Below are 26010 nucleotides of genomic sequence, written 5' to 3'. Positions count from 1 at the left end.
GATCATTACAAAACGATGTACTAGACTAAGTTTGGAGGGTGATAACTGTGGAAGAGAGAGAAATATCACGTGCGGTAATAGGAAGGCTGCCAAGATATTACAGATATTTGGGAGAATTACTGGATGCAGGGGTTGAGCGGATTTCGTCAAATGACCTGAGCAAGAAGATGAGTGTCACTGCTTCACAGATCCGTCAGGATTTAAATAATTTCGGCGGCTTTGGACAACAGGGCTATGGATATAACGTAAAGTATCTTTATACAGAGATCGGGAAGATCCTCGGTTTAAACAGACAGCATAATATGATTATAATTGGAGCCGGCAATCTCGGGCAGGCACTTGCGAATTACGCGTCTTTTGAGAAGAGTGGTTTCAGTCTGAAAGGACTGTTCGATGTGAATCCGAGACTCGAAGGTGTTTCTATCCGCGGCATACCGGTCCGCATGATGGATGAATTAAAAGACTTTTTAAAACATAACGAAATAGAAATTGCAGCGCTTACGATTCCAAAATCAAAAGCAATAGAAGTAGCAGACCTGCTTGTAGCAAATGGAATTAAAGCTATCTGGAACTTTGCACATACGGATCTAAACCTTCCGGATGATGTCATTGTAGAGAGTGTACACCTCTCAGATAGTCTGATGAAACTTTCCTACAATATCACAAGCTATAATGAGGAACACGGCAGCAAAGCGTAAACAGTAGAAATTTGAGTTTAACAAAGACGTTCAGGACGTGTAACGAAGGCGGTGCCTTTTTTACACGTCATTTCATTTCGGCGTATTTTGGGAAATTTGAAAGTAAACAAGGAGGAAGAGCATATGAGATATCTGCCTACAGGGGAATGGATGCAGAAAGCGGACAGCTTTACCATCAATGAGATTGGCCTGCCGTCCCTGGTTTTAATGGAGCGGGCCGCCTTAAAAGTTGTGGAAGCTATGGAGCGGGAACAAATCAATCTGGAAAAACCACTTATATTCTGCGGTTCCGGCAACAATGGCGGGGATGGTTTTGCCGTTGCCCGGCTGCTGAAAGAAAAAGGATATGATGCTACGGCCGTATTTGTGGGCCATGAATCCTCCATGAGTGCCGACTGCCGCAGGCAGAAGGAAATTGCAGAAAAATGTGGCGTGCCGATGGTAACAACTGTATGCCGTCAGGAATATACTACTATAGTGGATGCAGTTTTCGGGGTAGGACTCAATAGAGAAATCACGGGGGACTATCTGGAGTCTATCGTAAAAATGAATGCTTTAAGCGGGCAGAAAGTGGCCGTAGACATCCCGTCCGGGATCTGTTCTGCCACGGGCAGGGTGCTTGGCTGTGCTTTTCAGGCAGATTTGACAGTTACCTTCCAGTGTGAAAAGCTGGGACTGATCCTCCATCCCGGGCATATGTATGCAGGAAAGACAGTTGTGGCTGATATTGGTATCCAATGCGGATTATTTGAAAAGGAAAATGATATCTGTTATACCTATGAGAAAAAAGATCTGCCGGACCTTATGCCGCCCAGACGGCCGAACTCCCATAAGGGCACTTACGGGAAGGTCCTGATGATTACAGGAAGCAAGGGCATGTCCGGTGCCGCCTACTTAAGTGCAAAGGCTGCTTATACAAGCGGGGCGGGACTTGTTCAGATCTATACCTCAGAGGATAACCGCGTGATTCTGCAGCAGCTGCTCCCCGAAGCCATCATCTCAACATATACTGAATTTGAAGAGGAAAAACTAAAGAACCTGCTTGGCTGGGCGGACGTGGTATGTATTGGATGCGGTCTGGGGCAGAGCAGGCTTTCAGAAAGTATTCTGGAAACGACACTGAAAGAAGTCAGGGTCCCCTGTGTGGCTGATGCAGACGGACTGAATATATTAAGCTGTCATCCCGAACTCTTGATAACGACAGAGAGACCTCTTATCCTGACACCGCATATGAAGGAAATGTCCGGCCTTCTCGGCTGTTCGGTAGCGGAACTTCAGGAAGAACGTTTTGAAAAGGTAAAAGCCTTTACAGAAAAATATGGTGTTGTGTGTGTCCTGAAAGATGCAAGGACGGTTGTGGCTAAGAGGAAAAAACATAATTTTGTAAATACTGCGGGAAACAGTTCTATGGCAAAAGCCGGTTCCGGCGATGTCCTTGCGGGGGTAATTGCCGGCCTTCTTGCACAACATATGGATCCTTATGAGGCGGCTGTACTGGGCGTTTACCTGCATGCCTGTGGCGGCGATGAGGCAAAAGCCGCAAAGGGTTCTTACAGTGTACTGGCAGAGGATTTGATCGCGGGAATTGCTTCCTGCACAAAAAAGACAGAGGAGAGTATGGGAAAATGAAACAATACAGCAGAGTATTTGTCAGGGTAGACCTGGATGCAGTTGCATATAATATGGAACAGATGAAACTGCGGATTGGGGACGGCGCACAGCTTATAGCCGTTGTCAAGGCAGACGGTTATGGACACGGTGCGGTACCGATTGCCCGAATGCTTGAGGAAAATAACGATGTCTGGGGATTTGCAACGGCAACTCTGGAGGAGGCTGTTTTACTAAGAAAGGCTGGGATTAAGAAGCCTGTTCTAGTTCTTGGCTGTATCTTTCCGGAACAGTATGAGGAGATGTTGGAATACGACATCCGTGCCACAATTTACATGGAAGAAACAGCATCAGAGATTGCAAAAGCAGCTGACCGTCTCGGAAAAACCGCACGATTCCATATCAAAATAGACACTGGGATGGGACGGCTTGGCTTTCTGCCAGACCATGACAGTGTAAAAAAAATTCAAAAAATCAGCCGTCTGCCCTACGTGGAGCTGGAAGGTGCATTCACACACTTTGCAAAAGCTGATGAGACGGATAAGAGCTACACGTTAGAACAGCACGAGAAGTTTATTTGGATGAAGAATGCCCTTGAGGCACAGGGGGTCCATATTACATATTATCACTGTGACAACAGTGCAGGGATCATAGATTTCCCTGACATGAAGCATAATCTGGTCCGGGCGGGGATATCCACATACGGGATGTATCCTTCCGAAGAGGTGTGCCGTGAGGTGGTCGATTTAAAACCGGCACTTGAACTGATCAGCCACGTGATTTTCGTCAAGGAGATAGAAGCCGGGACTTCCATCAGTTACGGGGGAACGTTTACAGCCGAAAGAAAAATGAAAGTTGCGACCGTTCCGGTCGGTTATGCGGACGGCTATTCCAGGGGACTGTCCAACAAGGCGGACGTCCTGATCCGTGGAAAACGTGCCCGGATACTGGGCCGCGTCTGCATGGACCAGTTTATGGTCGATGTGACAGACATACCGGACGTGAAGTTTATGGACCAGGTGGTTTTGGTTGGATACGACGGTGAGGAACACATTCCTGTAGAGGAACTGAGCAGCATCTGCGGAAGGTTCAACTACGAATTCGTCTGCTGTCTCGGCAGGAGAATTCCCCGTGTTTATATGAGGGGCGGAGAGATCGTAGAACAGGTAGAGTATCTCTCCTGATATGTCAGTCCATGCAGAGCATTGAACTGTATGGAAAAAATTCGTGCACTTGCATACATCCGAAAAAGTCGGGAATACTCAAGTATGCTTTCAAATAAGGAACAGGAAAGCTGATACTGCCAGGTATCCCCATATGACATTGCGAAGCACCGTGTTTTTAAACTTACGTGCACCCGCATGTTCATAGGTTAAAGTATGAGAATCGGAGTGTGAAGTGAATTGGTTATAAAAAGAGGCGATATATATTATGCGGATTTAAGTCCGGTGGTAGGTTCAGAACAGGGAGGCATCCGTCCGGTTTTGATTATCCAGAATGACGTGGGTAATAAACACAGCCCGACCGTGATCTGTGCGGCAATTACATCAAGAATGAATAAGGCAAAACTCCCTACCCACATAGAGATCAGTGCAGAAAAATATCACATTGTCAAGAATTCCGTGATACTTCTGGAACAGATCCGTACAATCGATAAACAAAGGCTCAAAGAGTTTGTCTGTCATGTGGACAGCGGATTAATGAGGAAGGTAAACGATGCTATCCGAATCAGTCTGGAACTTCCTACATAACAGAGAACGTAAACGTTTAGGCAGTGCCCGGAATGCGGATGGAAAAGAAACTTAAAGAATGTCAAGAAAGAATTGAAATTTTGTATAAAGAGTGATAAAATTGTTACTGTTCAAACTGTGCCGTGCACTTTACTGCACGGCATAACTGTTCATGGGTTCTGAACAGTTACATCTGAGATAAGAAAAGGGAAAGAGGAGATTAGAAATGTCAGGACATTCTAAATTTGCGAATATTAAGCATAAGAAAGAAAAAAATGATGCTGCAAAAGGGAAGGTATTTACAAAACTTGGCCGTGAGCTTGCAGTAGCAGTAAAAGAGGGCGGCGGTCCAGATCCTAATAATAACAGCAGACTGCGCGATGTCATCGCAAAGGCAAAATCCAACAACATGCCGAACGATACCATTGACAGAAATATCAAGAAAGCAGCCGGGGAAGGTGCAGGGGACAACTACGAGCATATTACATATGAAGGCTACGGACCAAACGGTACAGCTATCATCGTAAGAACTCTGACAGATAATAAGAACCGTACAGCTTCTAATGTAAAGAATGCATTCACAAAAGGAAGCGGTAATGTCGGAACACCTGGCTGTGTATCCTTTATGTTTGACGAAAAGGGACAGATTCTTGTAGACAAGGAAGAATGCAGCATGGATGCCGATGAGCTGATGATGGTTGCACTTGATGCAGGCGCTGAAGATTTTACTGAGAATGAGGACAGCTTCGAGATTCTTACCACACCGGAAGATTTCAGTGCGGTCCGCCTGAAACTGGAAGAAGAAGGCATCGCTATGGCAGACGCCGAGGTTACTATGATTCCACAGACATATGTAGAACTGACAAATGAAGAGGATATCAAGAATATCCAGAAGACTCTCGACCTGCTGGATGAAGATGATGATGTACAGGATGTATATCACAACTGGGACGAGTAATTATCGTTTAGATTTTACCATTTACAAAAGAGCTTTGATATAGCACTATGATAAATATACAAAACCGTAGATTATATGTAATTCACTATAAGTGATACATAACCTACGGTTTTTTCTCTGTATTTATAGACGGACACCCCAAACGGCCAATATGTATCGCCGATTATTTGGGAATGGCTTTATCTTTTTCTTCTTCCTTTTTCTTGTTTCTATTTTTACTCCACCAAGTACCAGCCAATGAACACCCACCACCTAAAATAAGCACAATGATTAAAATGTATACCCATAAGTTATCCATTACATATCCCTCCTTTTCAGACAATTTGTTTTTTACGATGCTACACGTTTGTAACTATATTATAATTTATTTTTCACCAATAGTCAAATATTTCTTACATATAGTTATAAATATTTGCCTAATTGCATTTAGATATTGCAAATAGGCAATTAAGACACTTCTATTTTATTTTTCTTAGTACAGCAATAGAAATCAATACAACCATCAAAAAGCCATTATACATTAAACGCAAGGTATTTGCAAAAATGATAATATTCTCTATGACATGATACATATAGTAACTGGTTATATTCATAAAGATGAATAAAGCTATAGCACCATAAAAACATGCTGTTCCAAGAATAGCTCTGCCGTGCTCATCTCTACCTTCCTTAGAAACCGCATATACTATAAATAGTATCGTGTTTACAATCATAAGTACATACAGAAACCACACAAATGCCATGCTATTCATCAATTCATAAAAAGTCATTATCGTAATACCTCCTCAAAGTCAAATAAATCCTCAATGCTTACATCAAAGACCTTTGCGATACTATATGCTAAAAGCATGGACGGATTATATTTGTTCCTCTCAAGCTGAATAATCGTTTGTCTTGATACCCCCACAAGGTCAGCAAGATCTTGCTGACTCATTCTTTTTGTTGCCCTAAATACATGAATTTTACTGTCAAATTTATATTTATCTTTAATAGCCACTCGCACACCACCTTTATTAAGATAATATACTGCCGATTATAACATATTTCTTATATTTTGTAACACTTTTTCCTTTCCCAAACTATTTGTAAAGCATGCAAATCTGTTTCGCAAGCGAAATTCTTTTTTTATTGATAGCAACCCCGGGATATGATATAATATTCTGTAATGTATTGAAAGAATCGAATATTTTGTGAATGAAAACAACAAGTATACGTTATTAAGAGGAGATACAATGGAACAGGAAAATTTACAGTCAGAGATGATAGCATTATTCGGAGAAACTGCCGGATATGCAAAAAAGTTCCATAAGAAGACCTATGAGTCGGATATGGATACTTTGATGAACAAATACAGTGCACTTCTGGGACGGATCAGGGAAGCTTTCGAAGAATCTGACGAGAAGCTGGATGAAGTTGCCGCCTATATTCCGGATCACGTGGCAAAATTGCTTGACGGGGAACCTTCTAAGAGAAAACGCGGCATTGTCTGTCTGGACTACAATATGAACATGGTGTCCTTTTTCGTACCGCTGCTGGGTGAGATCACCAGCCTGAAGACGAAAGAATTCACGGCCAGAATGATTGAACTCTGGAACCAGAAGATGCCGGATAACAAGATCGGACTTTCTACCCGCGAACAGATACAGGGCGGATTTAAAAAAGGATTGTGCTACATTACAACAGCAGTCTGCAAGAGCCTGGATAAGCCGGATGACTGCTACGAACTGACACTCCTTCGGGACTACCGCGACCAGTATATGATGAATTCCAAAGACGGCATGAATACTGTAAAAGAATATTACAATATCGCACCGACGATAGTCAAAAGAATTGACCGCCAGAAGGATTCCGCAAAGATATATGAAGGTATCTGGGAAGAGTACTTAAGTCCCTGTGTCAGCCTGATCGAGGCCGGTAAGAGAGAGGAATGCAAGGTACTTTACAGTGATATGGTACACGAACTGGAAAAGAAATATTTATATTCATAGGAGGAAAGAAAATGAGCAGCTATAAGATTGAGACAAAATGTATACAGTCCGGTTATGAACCGGGAAACGGGGAGCCGAGAGTTCTTCCTATTTATCAGAGTACAACATTCAAATATACAAGCAGCGAACAGATGGGGCGTCTTTTTGATCTGGAGGAGTCAGGATATTTCTATACAAGGCTCCAAAATCCAACAAATGATGCGGTTGCCGCCAAGATCTGCGATCTTGAGGGCGGTGCGGCTGCGATGCTGACTTCCTCCGGACAGGCGGCGAATTTTTATGCAATTATGAACATCGCGGGGGCGGGTGACCACATTGTATGTGCATCCGCGCTTTACGGCGGTACATATAATCTGTATGCCCACACGATCAGAAAGATGGGAGTAGAGGCTACATTTGTGGACCCTGACTGCACACCGGAAGAACTGGATGCAGCTTTTCAGGATAATACGAAGGCCGTGTTTGGTGAAACAATCGCCAATCCGGCCCTTGTTGTGCTGGATATCGAGAAGTTTGCGAACGCTGCACATACCCACGGCGTACCGTTTATCATTGATAATACATTTGCAACACCGATTAACTGCCGCCCGTTCGAGTGGGGGGCGGATATTGTGACACACTCCACAACGAAATACATGGACGGACATGCAACATGCGTAGGCGGTGCAATCGTGGACAGCGGCAATTTTGACTGGGAGGCATACGCAGATAAATTTCCGGGCCTGACAACACCAGATGAGACATATCACGGGATCGTATATACCCAGAAATTCGGGAAAGGTGCCTACATCACGAAAGCAACCGCACAGCTGATGAGAGACCTCGGTTCCATCCAGTCTCCGCAGAACGCGTTCCTTCTGAATATCGGGCTGGAGACACTTCATCTGAGAGTGCCCTGTCACTGCGAGAATGCGCTGACTGTTGCAAAGTACCTTAAGAATCACGAAAAAGTGGCATGGGTTTCCTGTCCGTCACTGCCGGAAGACAAATACTATGACCTGGCACAGAAATATATGCCGAACGGAACATGCGGTGTTTTGACATTCGGCCTGAAGGGCGGAAGAGATGCGGCAGTTGAGATGATGGATAAGCTGAAAATGATTGCGATCGTAACACATGTCGCAGATGCACGCAGCTGTGTCCTTCATCCTGCTAGCCATACACACCGCCAGATGAATGACCAGGAACTGATGGAAGCGGGTGTTCAGCCGGATCTGATCAGATTCAGCGTCGGAATTGAAAATGTGAATGATATCATTGCGGATGTAGAGCAGGCATTGCTTTAAACAGGATGGTATGGATGTATACAATTTGCATCCATACCATTTTTTGCTGTAAAACCACTGCTTCAATACAGTTTTCTGATTCCGTTTAAAGCTTGCAGATTATGTATAATTCCTGTGTTCTTCCACATAATAAGTGAAGCGCTAAATACTTTTTTGCAGCGAATACTTAAATGACGGGAGTGGAAATTTACCATGCAGGAAAATAAACAAAACCAGGTCAATCAGGACGAAATGAACAAGGAAGAACAAATCCAGCAGAATCAGGCCGGCGAGAATGAGGAGATTAAAGAGACCGGGACTCTGCGCCTTGGAAAAGAAAGCGGCAGACATAACATCCAGCTCATGACAATCATCGGTGAGATAGAAGGCCATGAGGCGGTATCCGGGAATACGAAGGCGACAAAGTATGAGCACCTGATCCCGCGTCTCGCCGAAGCGGAGGACAACGATGATATAGAAGGAATTCTGATTCTTCTCAACACTCTGGGGGGAGATGTGGAAGCAGGTCTGGCAATTGCTGAAATGATTGCGTCTTTAAGCAAGCCAACTGTGTCACTCGTACTTGGCGGGAGCCATTCCATCGGCGGGCCGCTTGCAGTATCGGCTGACTATTCCTTTATTGTCCCGAGCGGCACGATGATCGTCCATCCGGTCCGTTCCTCCGGCATGTTCATCGGTGTGATCCAGAGCTACAGAAATATGGAAAAGACACAGGACAGAATCACGAAGTTTATTTCTTCCCATTCGAAAATCACACAGGAACGCCTCGAGGAGTTAATGCTCGACTCCACACAGCTTGTAAAGGATGTCGGAACACTTCTGGAAGGCGGGGACGCGGTACGGGAAGGGATCATCGACGAAGTAGGAGGAATCAGCCAGGCACTTAAGAAGCTGCATGAAATGATAGAAGGGGATCAAAAAGCAGGTTCACTGGAACTGCCTCCGCTGTAAAGAAAATTTATTAATGACAGGCTTTTGAAAAAATGATATACTAATAACAGTATGTTTAAAAAGCCAAGGGGGAAGTATAATGGCTGCAAAGTCAACAAAAAAGAGAAAAAGCACAAGAAGCAAGCCAAAGAAGACACAGGGGAATGCTGCAATAAGAGATGAGATTCTGATTCTTGTCCTGTTGGCAGCATGCATCCTGCTAGTCATCAGCAACTTTGGTCTCGGCGGGATTGCGGGGGAGGCAGTTTCGTCGGTAATGTTTGGATTATTTGGATTTATGGCGTATCTTCTGCCATTTATCCTGTTTGCTGTGGCTGCCTTTACGATATCCAATAAAGGCAATGCACACGCTTACATAAAAGTGGGCGCGTCGGCAGTCCTTCTGCTGATGCTCACAGCATTTCTGGAATTGATTATGAATCCCTATGACGCAAAAGCAGGTCTTTTAACCTATTATAAACTTGCCAGTGAGCACAGGAATGCGGGCGGCCTTTTAGGAGGCTGCATTGTAAAACTCCTGTGTCCGCTGACCGGTGTTGTCGGAAGTTATGTGATCATCATTATCGTAATGGTAATCTGTATCATTCTGATTACGGAAAAGTCACTGCTGACACCTCTGCGCCATACAGGCAGGAAGGCGTATGACGATGCAAGGCGGAGAAAAGAGGTCTCCTCCACGAAGCGTATGGAACGCCGTCAGGAACGCGCTGCCGGAAAGAATACAGAAAAAGCAAAGAGACAGGATCATAAAGTGTCCGGTGTTTCTTTTGCTACCACATTATCGGACAAAGTGTCAGGGAAGAAGTCTCCTGAGATGAAAGAACTGACTCTGGAGGAAGAACTGCCGGGGACTGCACCAATCCCTTCGCCATTTGAGAATCTGGTCATCAACCGGCCGGAGCCTGTGGCAGGAGAGAACCCGGAACCCGTGGAAGAGATTATTCCGGAGGAGCCTGTGAAGACCACAGAATCCGCGAAGAAGCAAAAGACCAAGGAGAGCGCCCAGAGCGTGGCCGCCGAAGCGGACCAGGTGGAGGCTGCAGTCAAGGCGCAGGAAGAGAAGCCGCCCAAAGTATATAGAACGCCGCCAATCTCGTTATTGAACCGGGGCAAGAAGACAAGCGGGGATTCTGACGCCCACTTAAGGGCAACTGCTTTGAAGCTGGAGCAGACACTCCAGAATTTCGGGGTAAAGGTTCATGTAACCAATGCGAGCTGCGGCCCATCCGTTACCCGGTATGAACTCCAGCCGGAACAGGGTGTTAAGGTCAGCAAGATTGTAGGGCTCTCTGATGATATTAAACTGAACCTCGCGGTAACGGACCTGAGAATCGAGGCCCCAATCCCGGGGAAAGCAGCCGTGGGCATTGAAGTGCCGAACAACGAAAACACAGCCGTCATGTTAAGAGACCTGCTTGACACTTCAGAATTTAAGAACAGCAAATCGGGAATCTCATTTGCAGTCGGTAAGGATATTGCAGGGAAAACCGTAGTTGCAGACATTGCAAAGATGCCCCATCTGCTTGTTGCAGGGGCAACCGGATCAGGTAAGTCGGTCTGCATCAATACGCTGATCATGAGCATCATTTATAAGGCAAGCCCGGATGATGTCAAACTGATCATGGTCGATCCAAAGGTTGTCGAACTGAGTGTATACAACGGGATCCCGCATCTTTTGATCCCTGTCGTGACAGATCCGAAAAAAGCGGCAGGAGCCCTGAACTGGGCTGTGGCCGAGATGGAAAAGCGGTACAAGCTTTTTGCAGATTATAATGTCCGGGATTTAAAAGGATTTAATGATAAAATAGAGCAGATGGAACCCGGCGACGGTGTGCCAAAGAAGATGCCGAAGATCGTGATTATCGTAGACGAGCTTGCAGACCTCATGATGGTAGCGCCCGGGGAAGTGGAAGGCGCAATCTGCCGGCTTGCACAGCTGGCCAGAGCTGCGGGACTTCATTTGATCCTTGCAACACAGCGTCCGTCCGTGAATGTTATCACAGGACTGATCAAGGCAAATATGCCTTCCAGAATTGCCTTCTCGGTTTCATCCGGGGTAGATTCCCGCACCATCATTGATATGAACGGTGCGGAAAAGCTGTTGGGCAAGGGGGATATGCTGTTTTACCCGACAGGATACCCAAAGCCGGTCAGAGTACAGGGATCTTTTGTATCGGATAAAGAAGTGCAGAAGGTGGTCGACTATCTGATCGAGCACAATGGCAATGCGTCCTACAGTGAGGAGATTGAGGAACATGTCAATTCCGGTACGGTGGGAGCCTCCGGTTCACTGCCGGGAGCGGCAGACTCCGGCAGCGAGAGGGATACCTATTTTGTAGAGGCCGGAAAGCTGATTATAGACAAAGATAAAGCTTCAATTGGTATGCTGCAGCGGATGTTCAAAATTGGTTTCAACAGAGCCGCCCGCATCATGGACCAGCTTGCGGAAGCAGGCGTCGTAGGCGAGGAAGAGGGCACAAAGCCAAGAAAGATATTGATGTCACCGGAAGAATTTGAACAATACATAGAAGAAAATGTGTAGATGGCCGGAGTCATGGACAGAAGCACGAAATTATAACATACAGGAGGATAAACAAATGAAAACAGATATTCAGATTGCACAGGAAGCAGAGATGCTGCACATAAAAGATGTGGCGGCAAGTATTGGGATTGAGGAAGATGATCTGGAGTTTTACGGGAAGTATAAGGCAAAACTGTCTGACGGGCTCTGGGATAAACTGAAAGACAAAAAGGACGGCAAGCTTGTTCTGGTGACTGCAATCAACCCGACCCCGGCAGGGGAAGGCAAGACAACAACAACAGTCGGCCTTGGACAGGCAATGGCAAAACTGAATAAAAAAGCGCTGATTGCCTTAAGGGAACCTTCCCTGGGACCATGTTTCGGAATCAAAGGCGGAGCCGCCGGCGGCGGATATGCGCAGGTCGTGCCGATGGAAGACCTGAACCTTCATTTTACAGGTGATTTCCATGCTATCACGTCCGCAAACAATCTGCTTGCTGCTATGCTGGATAACCATATACAGCAGGGCAATGCACTTTGCATTGATCCGCGGCAGGTAGTCTGGAAACGCTGTCTCGACATGAACGACAGAGTATTGCGCAATACGGTTGTAGGACTAGGAAATAAAATGGACGGGATGGTCAGGGAAGATCATTTTGTAATTACCGTTGCTTCAGAAATCATGGCGATTCTTTGTCTTGCAGATGACCTTACAGACTTGAAACGCCGTCTGGGCAGAATTATTGTTGCTTATAATTTCAGTGGTGATCCGGTGACCGCAGACGATCTTCAGGCAACAGGCGCCATGACTGCACTTTTAAAGGATGCCATCAAACCGAACATCATCCAGACCCTGGAGCATACACCGGCCCTTGTTCACGGCGGGCCATTTGCCAATATTGCACACGGCTGCAACAGCGTACGTGCAACGAAGATGGCCCTAAAGATCAGTGATATTACGATCACAGAAGCCGGTTTCGGAGCCGATCTTGGAGCTGAGAAGTTTCTGGATATCAAATGCCGGAAGGCCGGGCTGAAACCGGACGCAGTAGTTTTAGTTGCAACTGTACGTGCTTTGAAGTATAATGGTGGGGTTGCCAAAAACGACTTAGGTGAAGAGAACCTGAAAGCACTTGCAAAAGGGATTGTGAATCTGGAAAAACATATTGAAAATATACAGAAATACGATGTGCCAGTAATCGTTACTTTGAATTCATTTGTAACGGATACCGAAGCTGAAAACGAATATATCCGCAGATTCTGCGAGGAACGCGGATGTGAATTTGCACTTTCCGAGGTTTGGGAAAAAGGCGGGGAGGGCGGTATTGCACTTGCCCGGAAAGTTCTGGATACATTGGAAAACAAGGAAAGCCATTTCCATCCATTGTATGAGGATGAATTGACTTTGAAAGAAAAAATAGAAAAAATCTCGAAAGAGATCTACGGTGCGCGCGGCGTAGTATATGAACCCGCGGCTGAAAAACAGCTCGCAAAAATCGAATCAATGGGATTCGGTTCATTCCCTGTATGTATGGCAAAGAACCAGTATTCCCTGTCGGATGATGCGAAAAAGCTGGGACGGCCGGAAAACTTTGATATTCATATCCGTGAAGTATATGTAAGTGCCGGTGCCGGATTTGTTGTAGCACTGACAGGCGCAGTCATGACAATGCCCGGACTGCCGAAAGTCCCTGCCGCAAACAACATTGATGTGACAGAGGATGGTAAGATTACCGGCCTGTTTTAATAAAACCAGTCAGAGTAGAATATCACTGCCGGCATGTCCGCCCGGCTCGCTGGCCGCGTGAATAAAGGAGAATGAAATGGCACAGATTATTGATGGAAAACTGATTTCTAAGCAGATAAAGGATGAGTTAAAAGAAGAAGTCCAGTCAATGAAGGCGCAAGGCACCAATATCTGTCTGGCTGTCGTGCAGGTCGGAAGCGATCCCGCTTCTTCAGTCTATGTAAATAATAAAAAGAAAGCCTGCTCTTATATAGGTATAGAGTCCAGGGCATATGAACTTGCGGATTCCGTGACAGAAGAAGAATTGACAGATCTTGTGGAACAGCTGAACAATGACGAAGGTGTAAACGGGATTCTGGTCCAGCTGCCGCTGCCTTCCCATATTGATGAAGACAGGATTATCCGGACAATTTCGCCGGATAAAGATGTGGATGGTTTCCATCCGGTCAGTGTAGGAAGGCTGTGGATCGGAGAGAAGGGATTTCTGTCCTGTACTCCGGCAGGGATTATACAGCTCTTAAAGCGTTCCGGAATTGAAATTGAGGGAAAGGAATGTGTTGTAATCGGCAGAAGCAACATTGTCGGCAAGCCGATGGCTGCATTGCTTCTCCGTGAAAATGCGACTGTCACTGTTGCACATTCCCGGACAAAGAACTTAAAAGAGGTTGCTAAACGCGCCGATATACTGATTGTGGCTATCGGAAAACGGCAGTTTATCAATTCAGATTATGTAAAAGACGGGGCTGTTGTCATTGATGTGGGGATGCACAGGGATGAAAGTAATAAACTGTGCGGAGATGTTGACTTTGCGGATGTTGCAGACAGGACGTCTGCCATAACGCCTGTACCGGGCGGGGTAGGACCAATGACAATCGCGATGTTGATGAACAATTGTGTGGAAACTGCGCGTAAGTAGGAGGAGTTAAGATGAGATGTACAAATTGTGGTGCCATGATTCCGGACGATATGCTGTATTGTCCGGATTGCGGTATGGAAGTTCAGATTGTACCGGATTATAACCCTCTGGAAGATGTCCTCGCGCAGGAAGTAAAAGGATCTATTGAAGACGCCACAAGACAGATAAGAACGGACGATATCAGAAGATACCGCCGTGAGGGGTCAAGGGAATACAGCAATTCAACAAGGGTATTAAGTCAGGGGGAGCTGGACGAGATACGCGCCAAGAGGAATGCCGCCATGAGGCAGAGCCGCCAGGCCGGGAGAAATACGGCAGGGAACCAGCGGCAGACAGGCAGGAATACGACAGGAAATATAAGGCAGACGGGCAGGGGTACAACAGGGAACATGCGGCAGACACGTCCCGATACCGGTTCTATACGCAGACAAACAACAGGTAATCTACGCCAGAGGAGTGAAGCAGAGGAAAAGAGACGCCAACAGATCGCACGCAAGAAGCGGCTTGCTAAAAAACGCCGCCAGAGGGCGCTTATTATTATCCTGCTTTTGATTATTCTGGGAGGTGTGCTTGGTTTTGCCTATTACCAGAATTCTTATGAGGGACAGATAAGAAAAGGAAATCAGGCCCTCCAGTCAAGTGATTATTCACTTGCTGAGACATATTATAACAAAGCAATTTCAAAAAATAACAAAAAGGCGGAGGCCTATACCGGGCTTTCAAAGGTCTATATCCAGCAGGATGATCTGGAGGCTGCAGAAACAGTATTTTTAACAGCGATCGGCTCACAGCCCTCCAATGTCGAGATCTATAAGGCTGCGATCAGTTTCTATGTGGATACAAAGCAGCTGATCAAAGTCTCAGAGCTTTTGGATGACTGCGAATACGATGAAGTCCTGGACGGGGTCAGGGATTATGTTTCCACTGAGCCGGAATTCAGCCTGGAGGAAGGCACATATGAGGAAGTACAGCAGGTAACCTTAAGTACGGATAACGGGACAATCTATTATACAGATGATGGTTCCGAACCAGATACTTCCAGCAAGAAATATACGGAACCGATCCTGCTGAATAAGGAAGGAACAAACGTTATAAAGGCAATCACCGTGAACAAGAAGAAGATCCCGAGCCTGACCGCTTCGAAAACATATGTCATCGAACTCCCGATCGAGGATGCGCCATCTGTCACCCCTTCCACGGGACAGTATGAGTCAGCAGGGCAGATTACCATTACCGTGCCGGAAGGATACACGGCATATTATACGATGGACAATACTGATCCGACAGATCCGGCTGTGAGTGCTGAAGAATATACCGGCCCGATAGATATGCCTGAGGGACAGACTATGTTCTCTGCCGTTCTCAAAAATAATAATTCCGGCAAATACACACAGGTTACCAAGAGAAATTACGTACTGGAAATCAGTGAATAGAATGCTGTATAAATGAATATATGGAAAGAAGTACCGTTGTGTTAAAAAATAAACAAAAACACAGCGGTATTTTTGTACAAAATTTAACGTGATTTTTATGTTACTATGGTTGCGTTAAAAGTTTAACAGTGCTATAATGAAAACGTTAAAAAAATAACGTACTTATAAAGGAGATGCATAAAATGAGCAGATTCACATTACCAAGAGACATTTACCACGGAAAAGGCTGTCTGGAAGAACTGAAAAACCTGAAAGGAAAAAAGGCTATCCTTGTAGTAGGCGGCGGTTCCATGAAGCGTCAGGGATTTCTTGACAGGGCAGTCAATTACTTAAAAGAAGCAGGAATGGAAGTTCAGTTATTTGAGGGTGTAGAGCCGGACCCGTCTGTAGAGACCGTTATGAAAGGCGCCGAAGCTATGCGGGCATTCGAGCCGGACTGGATCGTAGCAATGGGCGGTGGTTCACCAATAGATGCAGCAAAAGCAATGTGGGCATTTTATGAATATCCGGAAGTTACATTCGAAGACTTATGTATCCCGTTTAACTTCCCGGAACTGAGACAGAAGGCGAAATTCGCTGCAATTCCGTCAACATCAGGTACAGCGACAGAAGTTACTGCATTCTCTGTTATCACAAACTACCAGACAGGAGTGAAATACCCTCTGGCTGACTTTAACATCACACCAGATGTTGCAATCGTAGATTCCGAACTGGTTGAAGGACTTCCTGCAAAACAGGTTGCCTACACAGGTATGGACGCACTGACTCATGCAATCGAGGCATATGTATCTACATTAAACTGTGCTTTCACAGATCCGCTTGCAATTCAGGCAATTGAGATGGTATTTGATTACCTGCCGGCTTCTTACAGAGGAAACATGGATGCAAGGGCAGAAATGCACACAGCCCAGTGTCTGGCAGGTATGGCATTCTCCAATGCACTGCTTGGTATTGTACATTCTATGGCACACAAGACAGGCGCTGCATTCTCAACCGGACATATCACACACGGATGCGCCAATGCAATGTACCTGCCATATGTAATCAAATACAATGCAAAAGACCCGGTAGCGGCTAAACGCTATGCAGAGATCGCCCGCAGGGTGGGCCTTCAGGGTGCTTCAGAAAAGGCATTAATCAACAGCCTCTGTGAAAAAATTGACGACTTCAATGTACAGATGAGCATTCCGAAGACTCTCAAAGAATTTGGAATTATCGAAGAAGAATTCAAAGAGAAGATCGCAAAGATCTCCGAGCTGGCAGTAGGAGATGCCTGCACAGGCTCCAACCCAAGAAGCATAACACCGGCTGAAATGGAAAGACTGTTTAACTGCATCTACTACGGAACAGAGGTAGATTTCTAAGAAAAGAAATTAACAGGCAGGCTTTAGGATTCTTGAAAAAATACCGTCTGGAATGCAGGGGACCTGCATTTCAGGCGGTATTTTTTCATTTCATTAGGAAAGTACGCCCTATGAAATAAAAAGCCCTCCGGGGCGTGAATTCATTGAAAGAATACTTGCCAATCCTTTGTTTATAGCGTATTATAAGGAAAGGGTGATTTTTTACAAGGAGGAATAAGATGTACAAGATATTAAAAGCAGAAAAACTGGCTGATAAAATCTATCTTATGGATGTACACGCACCGCGTGTTGCAAGCCATTGCCAGCCAGGCCAGTTCGTGATTGTGAAGATGGATGACAAAGGAGAAAGAATCCCTCTTACAATCTGTGATTACGACAGAGAGGCGGGGACAATCACAATCGTGTTCCAGGAAGTTGGAGCATCTACAACTAAGATGGCAGATTTAAAAGAAGGGGACAGTTTCCGTGATTTCGTTGGGCCTCTGGGATGTCCATCTGAGTTTATTCACGAAGATCTTGAAGAACTGAAGAACAAAAAGATGTTATTTGTAGCCGGTGGTGTAGGTGCTGCACCGGTTTACCCACAGGTAAAATGGCTGCATGAGAACGGAATAGATGCAGATGTCATCGTTGGTTCCAAGACACATGATATGTTGATTCTTGAAAAAGAACTGGAAGAGGTTGCGGGCAATCTCTATGTTACAACAGATGACGGTTCCTATGGTCGTTCAGGAATGGTTACGGCTGTAATCGAAGATCTGGTGAAGAATGAAGGAAAACAGTATGATGTCTGTGTTGCAATCGGACCGATGATCATGATGAAGTTTGTATGCCTGCTTACAAAGAAGCTGGAGCTTCCTACAATTGTCAGCATGAACCCGATCATGGTAGACGGAACAGGTATGTGCGGTGCATGCCGTCTTCAGGTAGGAGACGAAATTAAATTCGCATGTGTTGACGGACCGGAATTCGACGGACACCTCGTTGATTTTGACCAGGCTATGAAAAGAAGCCAGATGTACAAGTCTGAAGAAGGCCGTGCTATGCTGAAATTACAAGAAGGAGACACTCATCATGGTGGCTGCGGAAACTGCGGAGGTGACAACTAATGGCTGATGTATTAAAGAAAGTGCCTGTCAGAGAGCAGGACCCGAAAGTACGTGCAACAAACTTTGAAGAAGTTTGTCTTGGATATAATAAGGAAGAAGCAATGGAAGAAGCAGTCAGATGTTTAGGCTGCAAGAACGCAAAATGTATTGCCGGATGCCCGGTTGCGATTGATATTCCCGGATTCATCAAGGAAGTAAAGGAAGGCAATATCGAAGAGGCTTATAAAGTGATTGGTAAGTCTTCAGCACTCCCTGCGATCTGCGGACGTGTATGCCCGCAGGAATCCCAGTGTGAAGGAAAGTGTATCCGCGGAATCAAAGGCGAACCTGTTTCTATCGGAAAGCTGGAAAGATTCGTGGCAGATTATGCGCTGGAGCATGATATCAAGCCGGAATGCCCTGAGACGACAAACGGCCATAAAGTTGCAGTAATTGGATCAGGCCCGTCAGGACTCACATGTGCAGGCGACCTTGCCAAGATGGGGTATGATGTTACTGTATTTGAGGCACTCCATGAGCTCGGCGGCGTACTCGTATATGGTATTCCTGAATTCCGTCTTCCGAAGCAGAAAGTTGTTGCCAAGGAGATTGAAAAGGTAAAAGAATTAGGTGTTAAGTTTGAGCCTAACGTTGTAATCGGTAAATCCACAACCATCGACCAGCTGATCGAGGAAGAAGGATTTGAGGCTGTTTTTGTTGGTTCAGGAGCAGGACTTCCAATGTTCATGGGAATCCCGGGAGAAAATGCGAACGGCGTATTCTCCGCAAACGAATATCTGACGAGAAGCAACCTCATGAAAGCATTCGATGACAACTATGATACCCCGATTGTTGCCGGCACCAAGGTAGCAGTAGTCGGCGGAGGAAACGTTGCAATGGATGCTGCCAGAACTGCATTAAGACTAGGGGCTGAAGTACATATTGTATACAGGAGAAGTGAAGCTGAGCTTCCGGCCAGAGTGGAAGAAGTACACCATGCAAAAGAAGAGGGTGTAATCTTCGACCTTCTGACGAATCCAAAAGAGATCCTTGTGGACGACAACGGATATGTAAAAGGCATGAGAGTTATTAAGATGGAACTGGGCGAGCCGGATGCATCTGGCAGAAGACGTCCGGTTGAAATACCGGGTTCTGAATACGAGATCGAATTAGATACCGTTGTTATGTCACTCGGAACTTCACCGAACCCGCTGATCTCTTCTACAACAAAGGGACTCGAAGTAAACAGAAGAAAATGTATTGTAGCAGAGGAAGAAAACGGCCAGACATCCAAGGAAGGCGTTTATGCCGGCGGTGATGCCGTAACAGGGGCTGCAACAGTAATCCTTGCAATGGGTGCCGGAAAAGCCGGTGCAAAAGGAATCGACGAATATTTGAATCACAAATAGAAAGCTTCTCCATAGCTGTAAAGACTGCGGGACATTCTGCAGACGGCTATGGAGAAGTTCTTTTATCAGGAGGAAAAGATGACAAAAAAAGAACTTGCATTAGAATATCATAAAAAAGGATACAATTGCTGTCAGGCCGTTGCCTGTTCTTTCTGCAAAGACTTTGGGGTTTCCGAGGAGGAAATGTTCCGTATTTCAGAAGGATTTGGTTTCGGAATGGGAATGATGGAAGTCTGCGGGGCATTGTCCGGACTGTTTATGATCATCGGTCTGAACAACAGCGTAGGTGACCTTGACAAAGGGAAATCAACAAAGGCAGATACCTACAGGAAAGTTAAGGACTATGCTGAAAAATTCAAAGAGAAGAACCGCTCCATCCTCTGCCGCGAGTTAAAAGGAATCGGCTCAGACCGGCCAATCTGCAGCTGTGACCAGTGTATTGCAGATGCTGTTGATCTTGTAGAAGAATATCTCCGGGAAAATCCGGCATAAGGAAGACGGCTGACCATATGAAAATTACAGTTTTAACCGTAGGAAAAATAAAGGAAAAATATCTAAAAGACGCAGTCGCTGAATATAGCAAAAGACTGAGCAAATACTGTAAGCTGGAAATCATAGAGGTGGCGGATGAAAAGACCCCTGACCAGGCGGGTGAAACCGTGGAAGAACAGATCCGCGGGAAAGAAGGGGAGCGTCTGATGAAGTATATCAGGGACGACGCCTATGTCATTACCCTCGAAATTCAGGGCAGGCAGCTGACTTCGGAAGAACTGGCGGATAAGATCGACAAGCTGGGAATTTCCAGTATCAGCCATATTATTTTTGTCATAGGGGGGTCTATCGGACTGGGGAAAGCGGTCTTGGAAAGGTCTGATTACGCATTGAGTTTTTCAAAAATGACATTCCCACATCAGCTGATGCGTGTAATCCTTTTAGAACAGATCTACCGGAGTTACCGGATTATCCAAAAAGAACCATACCATAAATAATGGATGTTTTAGCCTTCTTATGTAATCACACGCGCATATAACAGGGGCGGCTTTGAGTAAAACCGTACTTTGCTCTCAGGAAAGGAATATCATGGACAATCAAGAACAAAAACATAAAAGGCGTCCCCGGTACAAGGGTACGCATCCGAGAAATTATAAGGAAAAATACAAAGAACTGCAGCCTGAAAAATATGCAGACACGATTGAAAAGGTTATCCAAAAAGGAAGTACCCCTGCCGGAATGCATATTTCCATCTGCGTCAGGGAAATCCTTGACTTTCTGGAGATTAAACCGGGGCAGCGGGGGCTGGATGCCACGCTAGGTTACGGCGGACATACACTGGAGATGCTGAAGTGTCTGGAGCATGAAGGACACATTTATGCGCTGGACGTCGATCCGATCGAATCAGCCAAAACGAAGGAACGTCTGGAAAATCTGGGATATGGCCCGGACATCCTTACAGTAAAGCTTCTGAATTTTGCGAATGTGGACCAGATTGCCAGTGAGACCGGTTTATTTGATTTTGTGCTGGCTGATCTGGGTGTATCCTCTATGCAGATCGATAATCCCGAAAGAGGATTCTCCTATAAGACGGACGGTCCTCTTGACCTCCGGATGAACCCGGAAAAGGGAATTACCGCGGCAGAACGTCTGCGTACAATTGATGTACAGGAGCTTGAAGGGATGCTGACGGAAAATGCGGATGAACCTTATGCTGCCCTGATTGCCGAAGCGGTTGTGACTGAGATACAAAAGGGCAGGGAGATTGCCGCCACAAAGGATTTGCGGGATATTATCGCACAGACACTTGATTTTCTGCCTGCAGCCGAAAAAAAGGAAGCAGTCAAAAAATCCTGCCAGAGGACTTTTCAGGCACTCCGCATCGATGTGAACAGTGAATTCGAAGTTCTCTATGAGTTTCTGGATAAGCTGCCCCACATCCTTGCACCCGGGGGCCGCGCAGCCATTCTGACTTTCCATTCCGGGGAAGACCGGCTTGTGAAGAAGTCATTCAAACAGTATCAGAGAGAGGGCCTCTACAGCGAGATTGCAAAGGATGTCATCCGCCCGTCCGCCGAGGAGTGTGCAAGAAACAGCAGGGCCCGTTCCACAAAGATGAGGTGGGCCGTCAGGTCAAATATGTAATATCAGGAATCTGTACCAGTTATTGCTTGTATCAATTTTTGACATTGCATGTTATTATCCTGTTTGTAACAATTATGTAATATCTATGTAATACTTACATAATAATAAAAATAACAGGAGGTTCAAATGAGAAAGCTATCAGTTTTAGCAATTACAACAGCAATCGGGGTCGCAGGAAGTACCGTTCTCCCGGCGCAGGCAGCAGATACAGGCACAGGCAGTCAGAAAGTGGCACCGGGCTACGGGGTAACCATCATCCAGGGAGATGATCTGAACAGCCTGAAAGACAAGCTAAACGGTCTGGGCGGTAACATAGGGGGGATCTACTGGCAGGTATGCCCGCCGGATTTTGCTCCTCCGGGTGAAAATACACCGGATTTACCGGACACGGATACTCCGGATGCAGACCAGCCGGACATTCCGGACAGTAATCTTCCGGATAACAATCTGCCCGATACTGACCAGCCGGGGACAGATACCCCTGACATGAATCTTCCGGATACGGATCAGCCCGGAACGGATAATGAAGTGCCGGGCGGCGGAACAGGCCAGCCGGATCAGGATATAGACGGGCCGGGAGAAGACGCCGACAAACCCGGCGGAGATATCAATCATCCGGAGGGGGATGACAACCAGCCGAAAACAGATTCACAGGACCGTACTTTCATACAGCAGGTAGCAGATTTAGTAAATGCCGAAAGAGTAAAAGCAGGCCTCACCCCTCTTGCGATTGACAGCAAAATCGAGGCGGCGGCACTTGTGAGGGCAAAAGAGACAGAAACATCCTTTTCGCACACAAGGCCAGACGGGAGTTCTTTCAGTACAGCACTCACAGAACAGGGGGTCAGCTTTCAGGGCTCCGGTGAGAACATCGCATGGGGACAGCGCACTCCGCAGGAAGTTATGACAGGCTGGATGAACAGTGACGGGCACAGGGCGAATATCCTGAATCCCAAATTCACGAAAATCGGTGTGGGGTATTATCAGAATGCAGCCGGGCGCAATTACTGGACACAGTTGTTTACATACTAGAGCGTGTTTGAAAAATTCTGTTACAGGTTTGCCCGGCAGGCTCACAGTGTGACAGTATCTCGATCAAAGCGGAACAGGGTCAGAAAACCTTGTTCCGCTTTTTGTACGGCAGGTAATTGTTCACATGACTATTCCCTTCTTTGGACACACACAGTACCTTCAATAGTATTTTTCCTGAATCCTTACAAAGACTGTAAGTGTTTTCCTGCACAGGAATCCTGTATACTATGAATAGAGATCCACCAAATGAAACAGTCAGCAGACTGACAGATATAGTAGAAAGGGGAAAGGATTTAAATGAAGGAAAAATTACTGGACATCCAATCACTAAAGAAAAACTATGGAAAGAATGGTAACGTGACAAAAGCGTTAAACGGAATTACATTTCAGGTGTTGGACCGTGAGTTTCTAGGGATCATGGGAAGCAGCGGCTCTGGAAAGACGACTCTTTTGAACTGTATTGCGACCGCGGTGCACCCGACAGAAGGCGAAATCCTTTTAAACGGGGAGGACATCAGTGCCTATAAGGGGAAGAGACTCGCGGAATACCGGGGAAAGCGTATCGGTTACCTGTTTCAGAATTTTGAATTGCTCGATAATCTTACCGGCCGGGAAAATATTATGCTTCCGCCTGCAATCCAGAATGTGCCGGAAAAAGAGGGGGCGGCCCGTCTGGCACAACTGGCGGAATATCTGGAGATTGAGGACATTCTGGACAAATTCCCGTCACAGATGTCTGGGGGAGAGAAACAGCGTATCGCGGCGGCCAGAGCAATGATTCTGAATCCGGACATGCTTCTTGCGGATGAACCGACGGGTTCTCTGGATTCTAAGAATGCCAGATCGCTGATGGAAAAACTGTCTTTACTGAACCAGCAGGATGGCTCAACCATCCTCATGGTTACGCATGACTGCAATGCGGCAAGCTATTGCTCGCGTATCCTTTTCATTCAGGATGGAAGGATTTTCCATGAATTAAGGAGAAAATATCCAAAGGAGACACAGCAGGATTTTTACGAGCGCATTCTAAGTGTCATGGCTCAGCTGGGAGGGGGAAGCGCAAATGTTCTTTAAACTTGTCCTGAAAAACGGCAGGAGGAGCCGGAAAGAAAACGGTTTATTCTTCCTCTCACTGATTGTTTCTATCATTGCATTTTACATTATCCTGTCTCTTGAAAACCAGGATGTCATGAAATTTCTGCTCCGGATGGAAAGTGATGCGGTAAATAAGATCTACCGGCTTCTTCCGGTACTCTACGGTGTTTCGCTCTTCTTACTGTTCTTTCTCGTTTATTTTGCAGGAAAGTACCAGATCGAAAGAAGAAGCCATGAGCTGGGAATGTATCTGATGATGGGGATGCGGCGCTCAAAGCTCTTTGCCATGATGATGGCGGAAGATATCTTCAACAGCATCTTTTCGCTGCTGATTGGTATCCCGATTGCCATATTTCTTTCAGAAATGATCAGCCTGATTACTGCGAAAGTGGTTGGACTGGGAATCATAGGGCATCGCTTTACATTGTCATGGAAGGCGGTCTTATGGACCTTTATCGGATTCTTTACCATCAAATTTTTTGCAATGCTGCTATTTAGCGGTTCTGTCGTCAAAAAAGAAGTCATCAGCCTGCTGTCAGATACACAGGAGAAAAAACAGAAGAGGAAGAGACGCGGAATCGGGTATGTACAGGTCATTGCCGGAATCCTCTCTCTGGCAGTGGCTTACTATACGGCGATCCGTGGAAACGCATGGGAGTCGCCTCTCAGGTTTGGGATGACAGTTGTACTGGGAATTGCAGGGACCTTCCTTTGGTTTCATGGATCAGGACTTCTTCTGGAACTGACTTTCAGATTAAAGAAAACAAACAGGGGGCTGTCGACATTTACATTCCGCCAGCTGCAGGAAAATGTTTTTCTGCGCCCGGCCTCCCTGGCAGTGTCCTCCCTGCTCATTCTGGCCGCACTTTGCTGTTTTGGCTATGGCATGTCTGTAAGCCTCGAAGCATCCGGCAGTGAGGCACACCATATAGATTACACATTCATAGATTACAGCCAAAGCGTTCCTGACAAGGAGACATCAGACGAGGAACCATCCGTCAAAGAGATTTTGAAAAACACAGGATTAGATGCGGAATTTTCGCAACTGTTCGAAGTAAAGACGGGGATGCCTGATGATGAAAACACATTCTCCGGAGAAGGTTTTCGCCGTGCAGTAAATTCACTTGGAAATTCAGAAAACGTGCAAAGCCTGTCAGAGAGCCTTGAATATTTTACAACGCCTTATTTTATTTCCCTGTCCGGATACAACCAGATCCTTGAGACTGACGGGAAAGCCCCTATTGAGCTTTCCGGGAATCAGGCCGCGCTGTACAGTGACCAGGACTTTTATTTCGGAGAACGGCTGGACCTTTTAAATGAGGCACTCTCCCAAAATCCTGTTATAGAGCTCAATGGTATCCCTTTCGAATTGAAGGATCAGGTATACCAGACAAATTTAGTTGTGGACCGCTCCATTACACTTGCCCTCGGAGTCATTATCCCGGACAGCGTATATGACCGCCTTGTGACCAGAAATTCCGATTCTTACTGGAATGCGGTCTTAAAAGAGAACCTTGTTCAGAAAGAGGGGCTGATGCAGGCCATGATGGGTATTAATGAAAGATTGAATCAGACTTCCCTTGAATATGAAAGCTATCTACAGAATATGGGCAGGCAGCTGTTCTATTTCATCGCATTGGGATATATTACGATCTACCTTGCCGTCATTTTCCTGATCATAGCCAATACTGTCATGGGAGTACAATTCCTGATGCACCAGCGGAAAACAGGCAGGCGTTACCATGTCCTGATCCGCCTCGGGAGTTCGTACAAGGCATTATGCAAAAGCGCAGACAAACAGATCAAATGGTATTTCGGCCTGCCCGTCCTGACCGCGGCAGTCAGCAGTTTCTTCGGTATACAGGCGCTGTTTGCAGGCTTTATTTCAATGGAAATGAAAACGGAGGTGCCCATGCTTTTAAAGCTGGGTTGCGCTATGATAATCCTGCTTGTTGTGGTAGAATTTATTTATATTGCTGCCGTAACGAGATTAAGCCGCAGGCAGCTTCTTGGTATGATTGAGAATAAGAGGGAAGAGTAGGAGATTTAT

Annotated in this window: 24 protein-coding genes; 21 read left to right on the top strand and 3 right to left on the bottom strand. The window is 46.0% G+C overall.

Annotated elements, in window-relative coordinates; genetic code table 11:
- The first annotated feature begins 47 nt into the window (after positions 1-47).
- The 5 genes from DWX43_RS03870 to DWX43_RS03850 all read left to right on the top strand — a co-directional run bounded on the left by DWX43_RS03870 (position 48) and on the right by DWX43_RS03850 (position 4994).
- Positions 48-698, top strand: coding sequence for a redox-sensing transcriptional repressor Rex (locus DWX43_RS03870; protein ID WP_109730433.1), 651 nt, complete (start codon positions 48-50; stop codon positions 696-698).
- Between the two features lie 123 nt (positions 699-821).
- Entirely contained in the window at positions 822-2327 is a 1506-nt protein-coding gene (locus DWX43_RS03865; RefSeq protein WP_118618878.1) for an NAD(P)H-hydrate dehydratase, read from the top strand.
- Positions 2324-3490, top strand: a complete 1167-nt coding sequence (alr, locus tag DWX43_RS03860; protein ID WP_118618876.1) for an alanine racemase — start codon at positions 2324-2326, stop codon at positions 3488-3490. The genes DWX43_RS03865 and alr overlap by 4 nt, the downstream gene beginning before the upstream one ends.
- A gap of 219 nt (positions 3491-3709) precedes the next feature.
- Positions 3710-4057: a type II toxin-antitoxin system PemK/MazF family toxin gene (locus DWX43_RS03855; protein WP_109730430.1), complete on the top strand. Its 348-nt coding sequence runs from the start codon at positions 3710-3712 to the stop codon at positions 4055-4057.
- 205 nt (positions 4058-4262) lie between these two features.
- Positions 4263-4994: a YebC/PmpR family DNA-binding transcriptional regulator gene (locus DWX43_RS03850; protein WP_109730429.1), complete on the top strand. Its 732-nt coding sequence runs from the start codon at positions 4263-4265 to the stop codon at positions 4992-4994.
- A 163-nt stretch (positions 4995-5157) separates the two neighbouring features.
- Here DWX43_RS03850 and DWX43_RS27525 read toward each other — a convergent pair whose 3' ends face one another.
- The 3 genes from DWX43_RS27525 to DWX43_RS03840 all read right to left on the bottom strand — a co-directional run bounded on the left by DWX43_RS27525 (position 5158) and on the right by DWX43_RS03840 (position 5991).
- The gene (locus tag DWX43_RS27525; RefSeq protein ID WP_279220777.1) at positions 5158-5292 is read right to left on the bottom strand and encodes a hypothetical protein; all 135 of its coding nucleotides are present in this window, start codon (positions 5290-5292) and stop codon (positions 5158-5160) included.
- A gap of 160 nt (positions 5293-5452) precedes the next feature.
- A complete protein-coding gene (locus tag DWX43_RS03845; protein ID WP_118618874.1) occupies positions 5453-5764 on the bottom strand; it encodes a hypothetical protein in 312 nt (103 codons plus the stop codon).
- Positions 5764-5991 (bottom strand): helix-turn-helix transcriptional regulator, encoded by a 228-nt coding sequence (locus DWX43_RS03840; protein ID WP_118618872.1) that lies wholly within the window; start codon positions 5989-5991, stop codon positions 5764-5766. Before DWX43_RS03840 ends, DWX43_RS03845 begins: the two co-directional genes overlap by 1 nt.
- Before the next feature lie 235 nt (positions 5992-6226).
- On the opposite strand from DWX43_RS03840, the gene DWX43_RS03835 reads away from it, so the two are divergent.
- The 16 genes from DWX43_RS03835 (at position 6227) to DWX43_RS03760 (ending at position 26001) form a co-directional block, all read left to right on the top strand.
- Positions 6227-6982, top strand: coding sequence for a CFI-box-CTERM domain-containing protein (locus DWX43_RS03835; protein WP_109730428.1), 756 nt, complete (start codon positions 6227-6229; stop codon positions 6980-6982).
- An 11-nt stretch (positions 6983-6993) separates the two neighbouring features.
- The gene (locus tag DWX43_RS03830; protein ID WP_118618870.1) at positions 6994-8268 is read left to right on the top strand and encodes an O-acetylhomoserine aminocarboxypropyltransferase/cysteine synthase family protein; all 1275 of its coding nucleotides are present in this window, start codon (positions 6994-6996) and stop codon (positions 8266-8268) included.
- Between the two features lie 192 nt (positions 8269-8460).
- Positions 8461-9219 (top strand): ATP-dependent Clp protease proteolytic subunit, encoded by a 759-nt coding sequence (locus DWX43_RS03825; protein ID WP_330405281.1) that lies wholly within the window; start codon positions 8461-8463, stop codon positions 9217-9219.
- Between the two features lie 79 nt (positions 9220-9298).
- A complete protein-coding gene (locus DWX43_RS03820) occupies positions 9299-11761 on the top strand; it encodes a DNA translocase FtsK (protein ID WP_109730426.1) in 2463 nt (820 codons plus the stop codon).
- Between the two features lie 55 nt (positions 11762-11816).
- Positions 11817-13487, top strand: a complete 1671-nt coding sequence (locus DWX43_RS03815; protein WP_118618868.1) for a formate--tetrahydrofolate ligase — start codon at positions 11817-11819, stop codon at positions 13485-13487.
- A gap of 76 nt (positions 13488-13563) precedes the next feature.
- Positions 13564-14403 carry a bifunctional methylenetetrahydrofolate dehydrogenase/methenyltetrahydrofolate cyclohydrolase FolD gene (gene folD, locus DWX43_RS03810; protein ID WP_118618866.1) on the top strand — a complete coding sequence of 280 codons (840 nt, stop codon included), beginning with the start codon at positions 13564-13566 and terminating at the stop codon, positions 14401-14403.
- Positions 14404-14414: 11 nt separating this feature from the next.
- Complete coding sequence (locus DWX43_RS03805) at positions 14415-15836, top strand: chitobiase/beta-hexosaminidase C-terminal domain-containing protein (RefSeq protein WP_118618864.1); 1422 nt, start codon at positions 14415-14417, stop codon at positions 15834-15836.
- A gap of 182 nt (positions 15837-16018) precedes the next feature.
- Entirely contained in the window at positions 16019-17200 is a 1182-nt protein-coding gene (locus DWX43_RS03800) for an iron-containing alcohol dehydrogenase (RefSeq protein WP_109730422.1), read from the top strand.
- Positions 17201-17418: 218 nt separating this feature from the next.
- The gene (locus tag DWX43_RS03795; RefSeq protein WP_109730421.1) at positions 17419-18309 is read left to right on the top strand and encodes a sulfide/dihydroorotate dehydrogenase-like FAD/NAD-binding protein; all 891 of its coding nucleotides are present in this window, start codon (positions 17419-17421) and stop codon (positions 18307-18309) included.
- A complete protein-coding gene (gltA, locus tag DWX43_RS03790) occupies positions 18309-19697 on the top strand; it encodes an NADPH-dependent glutamate synthase (protein ID WP_109730420.1) in 1389 nt (462 codons plus the stop codon). The genes DWX43_RS03795 and gltA overlap by 1 nt, the downstream gene beginning before the upstream one ends.
- A 78-nt stretch (positions 19698-19775) precedes the next feature.
- Entirely contained in the window at positions 19776-20189 is a 414-nt protein-coding gene (locus DWX43_RS03785) for a C-GCAxxG-C-C family protein (protein ID WP_118618862.1), read from the top strand.
- Between the two features lie 17 nt (positions 20190-20206).
- On the top strand, positions 20207-20686 hold the full coding sequence (gene rlmH, locus DWX43_RS03780) for a 23S rRNA (pseudouridine(1915)-N(3))-methyltransferase RlmH (RefSeq protein ID WP_118618860.1): 480 nt from the start codon (positions 20207-20209) through the stop codon (positions 20684-20686).
- A 91-nt stretch (positions 20687-20777) separates the two neighbouring features.
- Positions 20778-21833 (top strand): 16S rRNA (cytosine(1402)-N(4))-methyltransferase RsmH, encoded by a 1056-nt coding sequence (gene rsmH, locus DWX43_RS03775; RefSeq protein WP_118618858.1) that lies wholly within the window; start codon positions 20778-20780, stop codon positions 21831-21833.
- Positions 21834-21959: 126 nt separating this feature from the next.
- The gene (locus DWX43_RS03770; RefSeq protein ID WP_118618856.1) at positions 21960-22865 is read left to right on the top strand and encodes a CAP domain-containing protein; all 906 of its coding nucleotides are present in this window, start codon (positions 21960-21962) and stop codon (positions 22863-22865) included.
- A gap of 297 nt (positions 22866-23162) precedes the next feature.
- Positions 23163-23939, top strand: a complete 777-nt coding sequence (locus tag DWX43_RS03765; protein WP_109730415.1) for an ABC transporter ATP-binding protein — start codon at positions 23163-23165, stop codon at positions 23937-23939.
- Positions 23929-26001 (top strand): ABC transporter permease, encoded by a 2073-nt coding sequence (locus DWX43_RS03760; RefSeq protein ID WP_118618854.1) that lies wholly within the window; start codon positions 23929-23931, stop codon positions 25999-26001. The genes DWX43_RS03765 and DWX43_RS03760 overlap by 11 nt, the downstream gene beginning before the upstream one ends.
- The last annotated feature ends 9 nt before the right edge of the window (positions 26002-26010 follow it).

Source organism: Clostridium sp. AF19-22AC, assembly GCF_003479085.1.
Lineage (GTDB): Bacteria > Bacillota > Clostridia > Lachnospirales > Lachnospiraceae > Faecalicatena_A > Faecalicatena_A orotica.
Note: the sequence above shows the minus strand (reverse complement) of the source record. Positions and strands in the feature narration are given on the sequence as shown.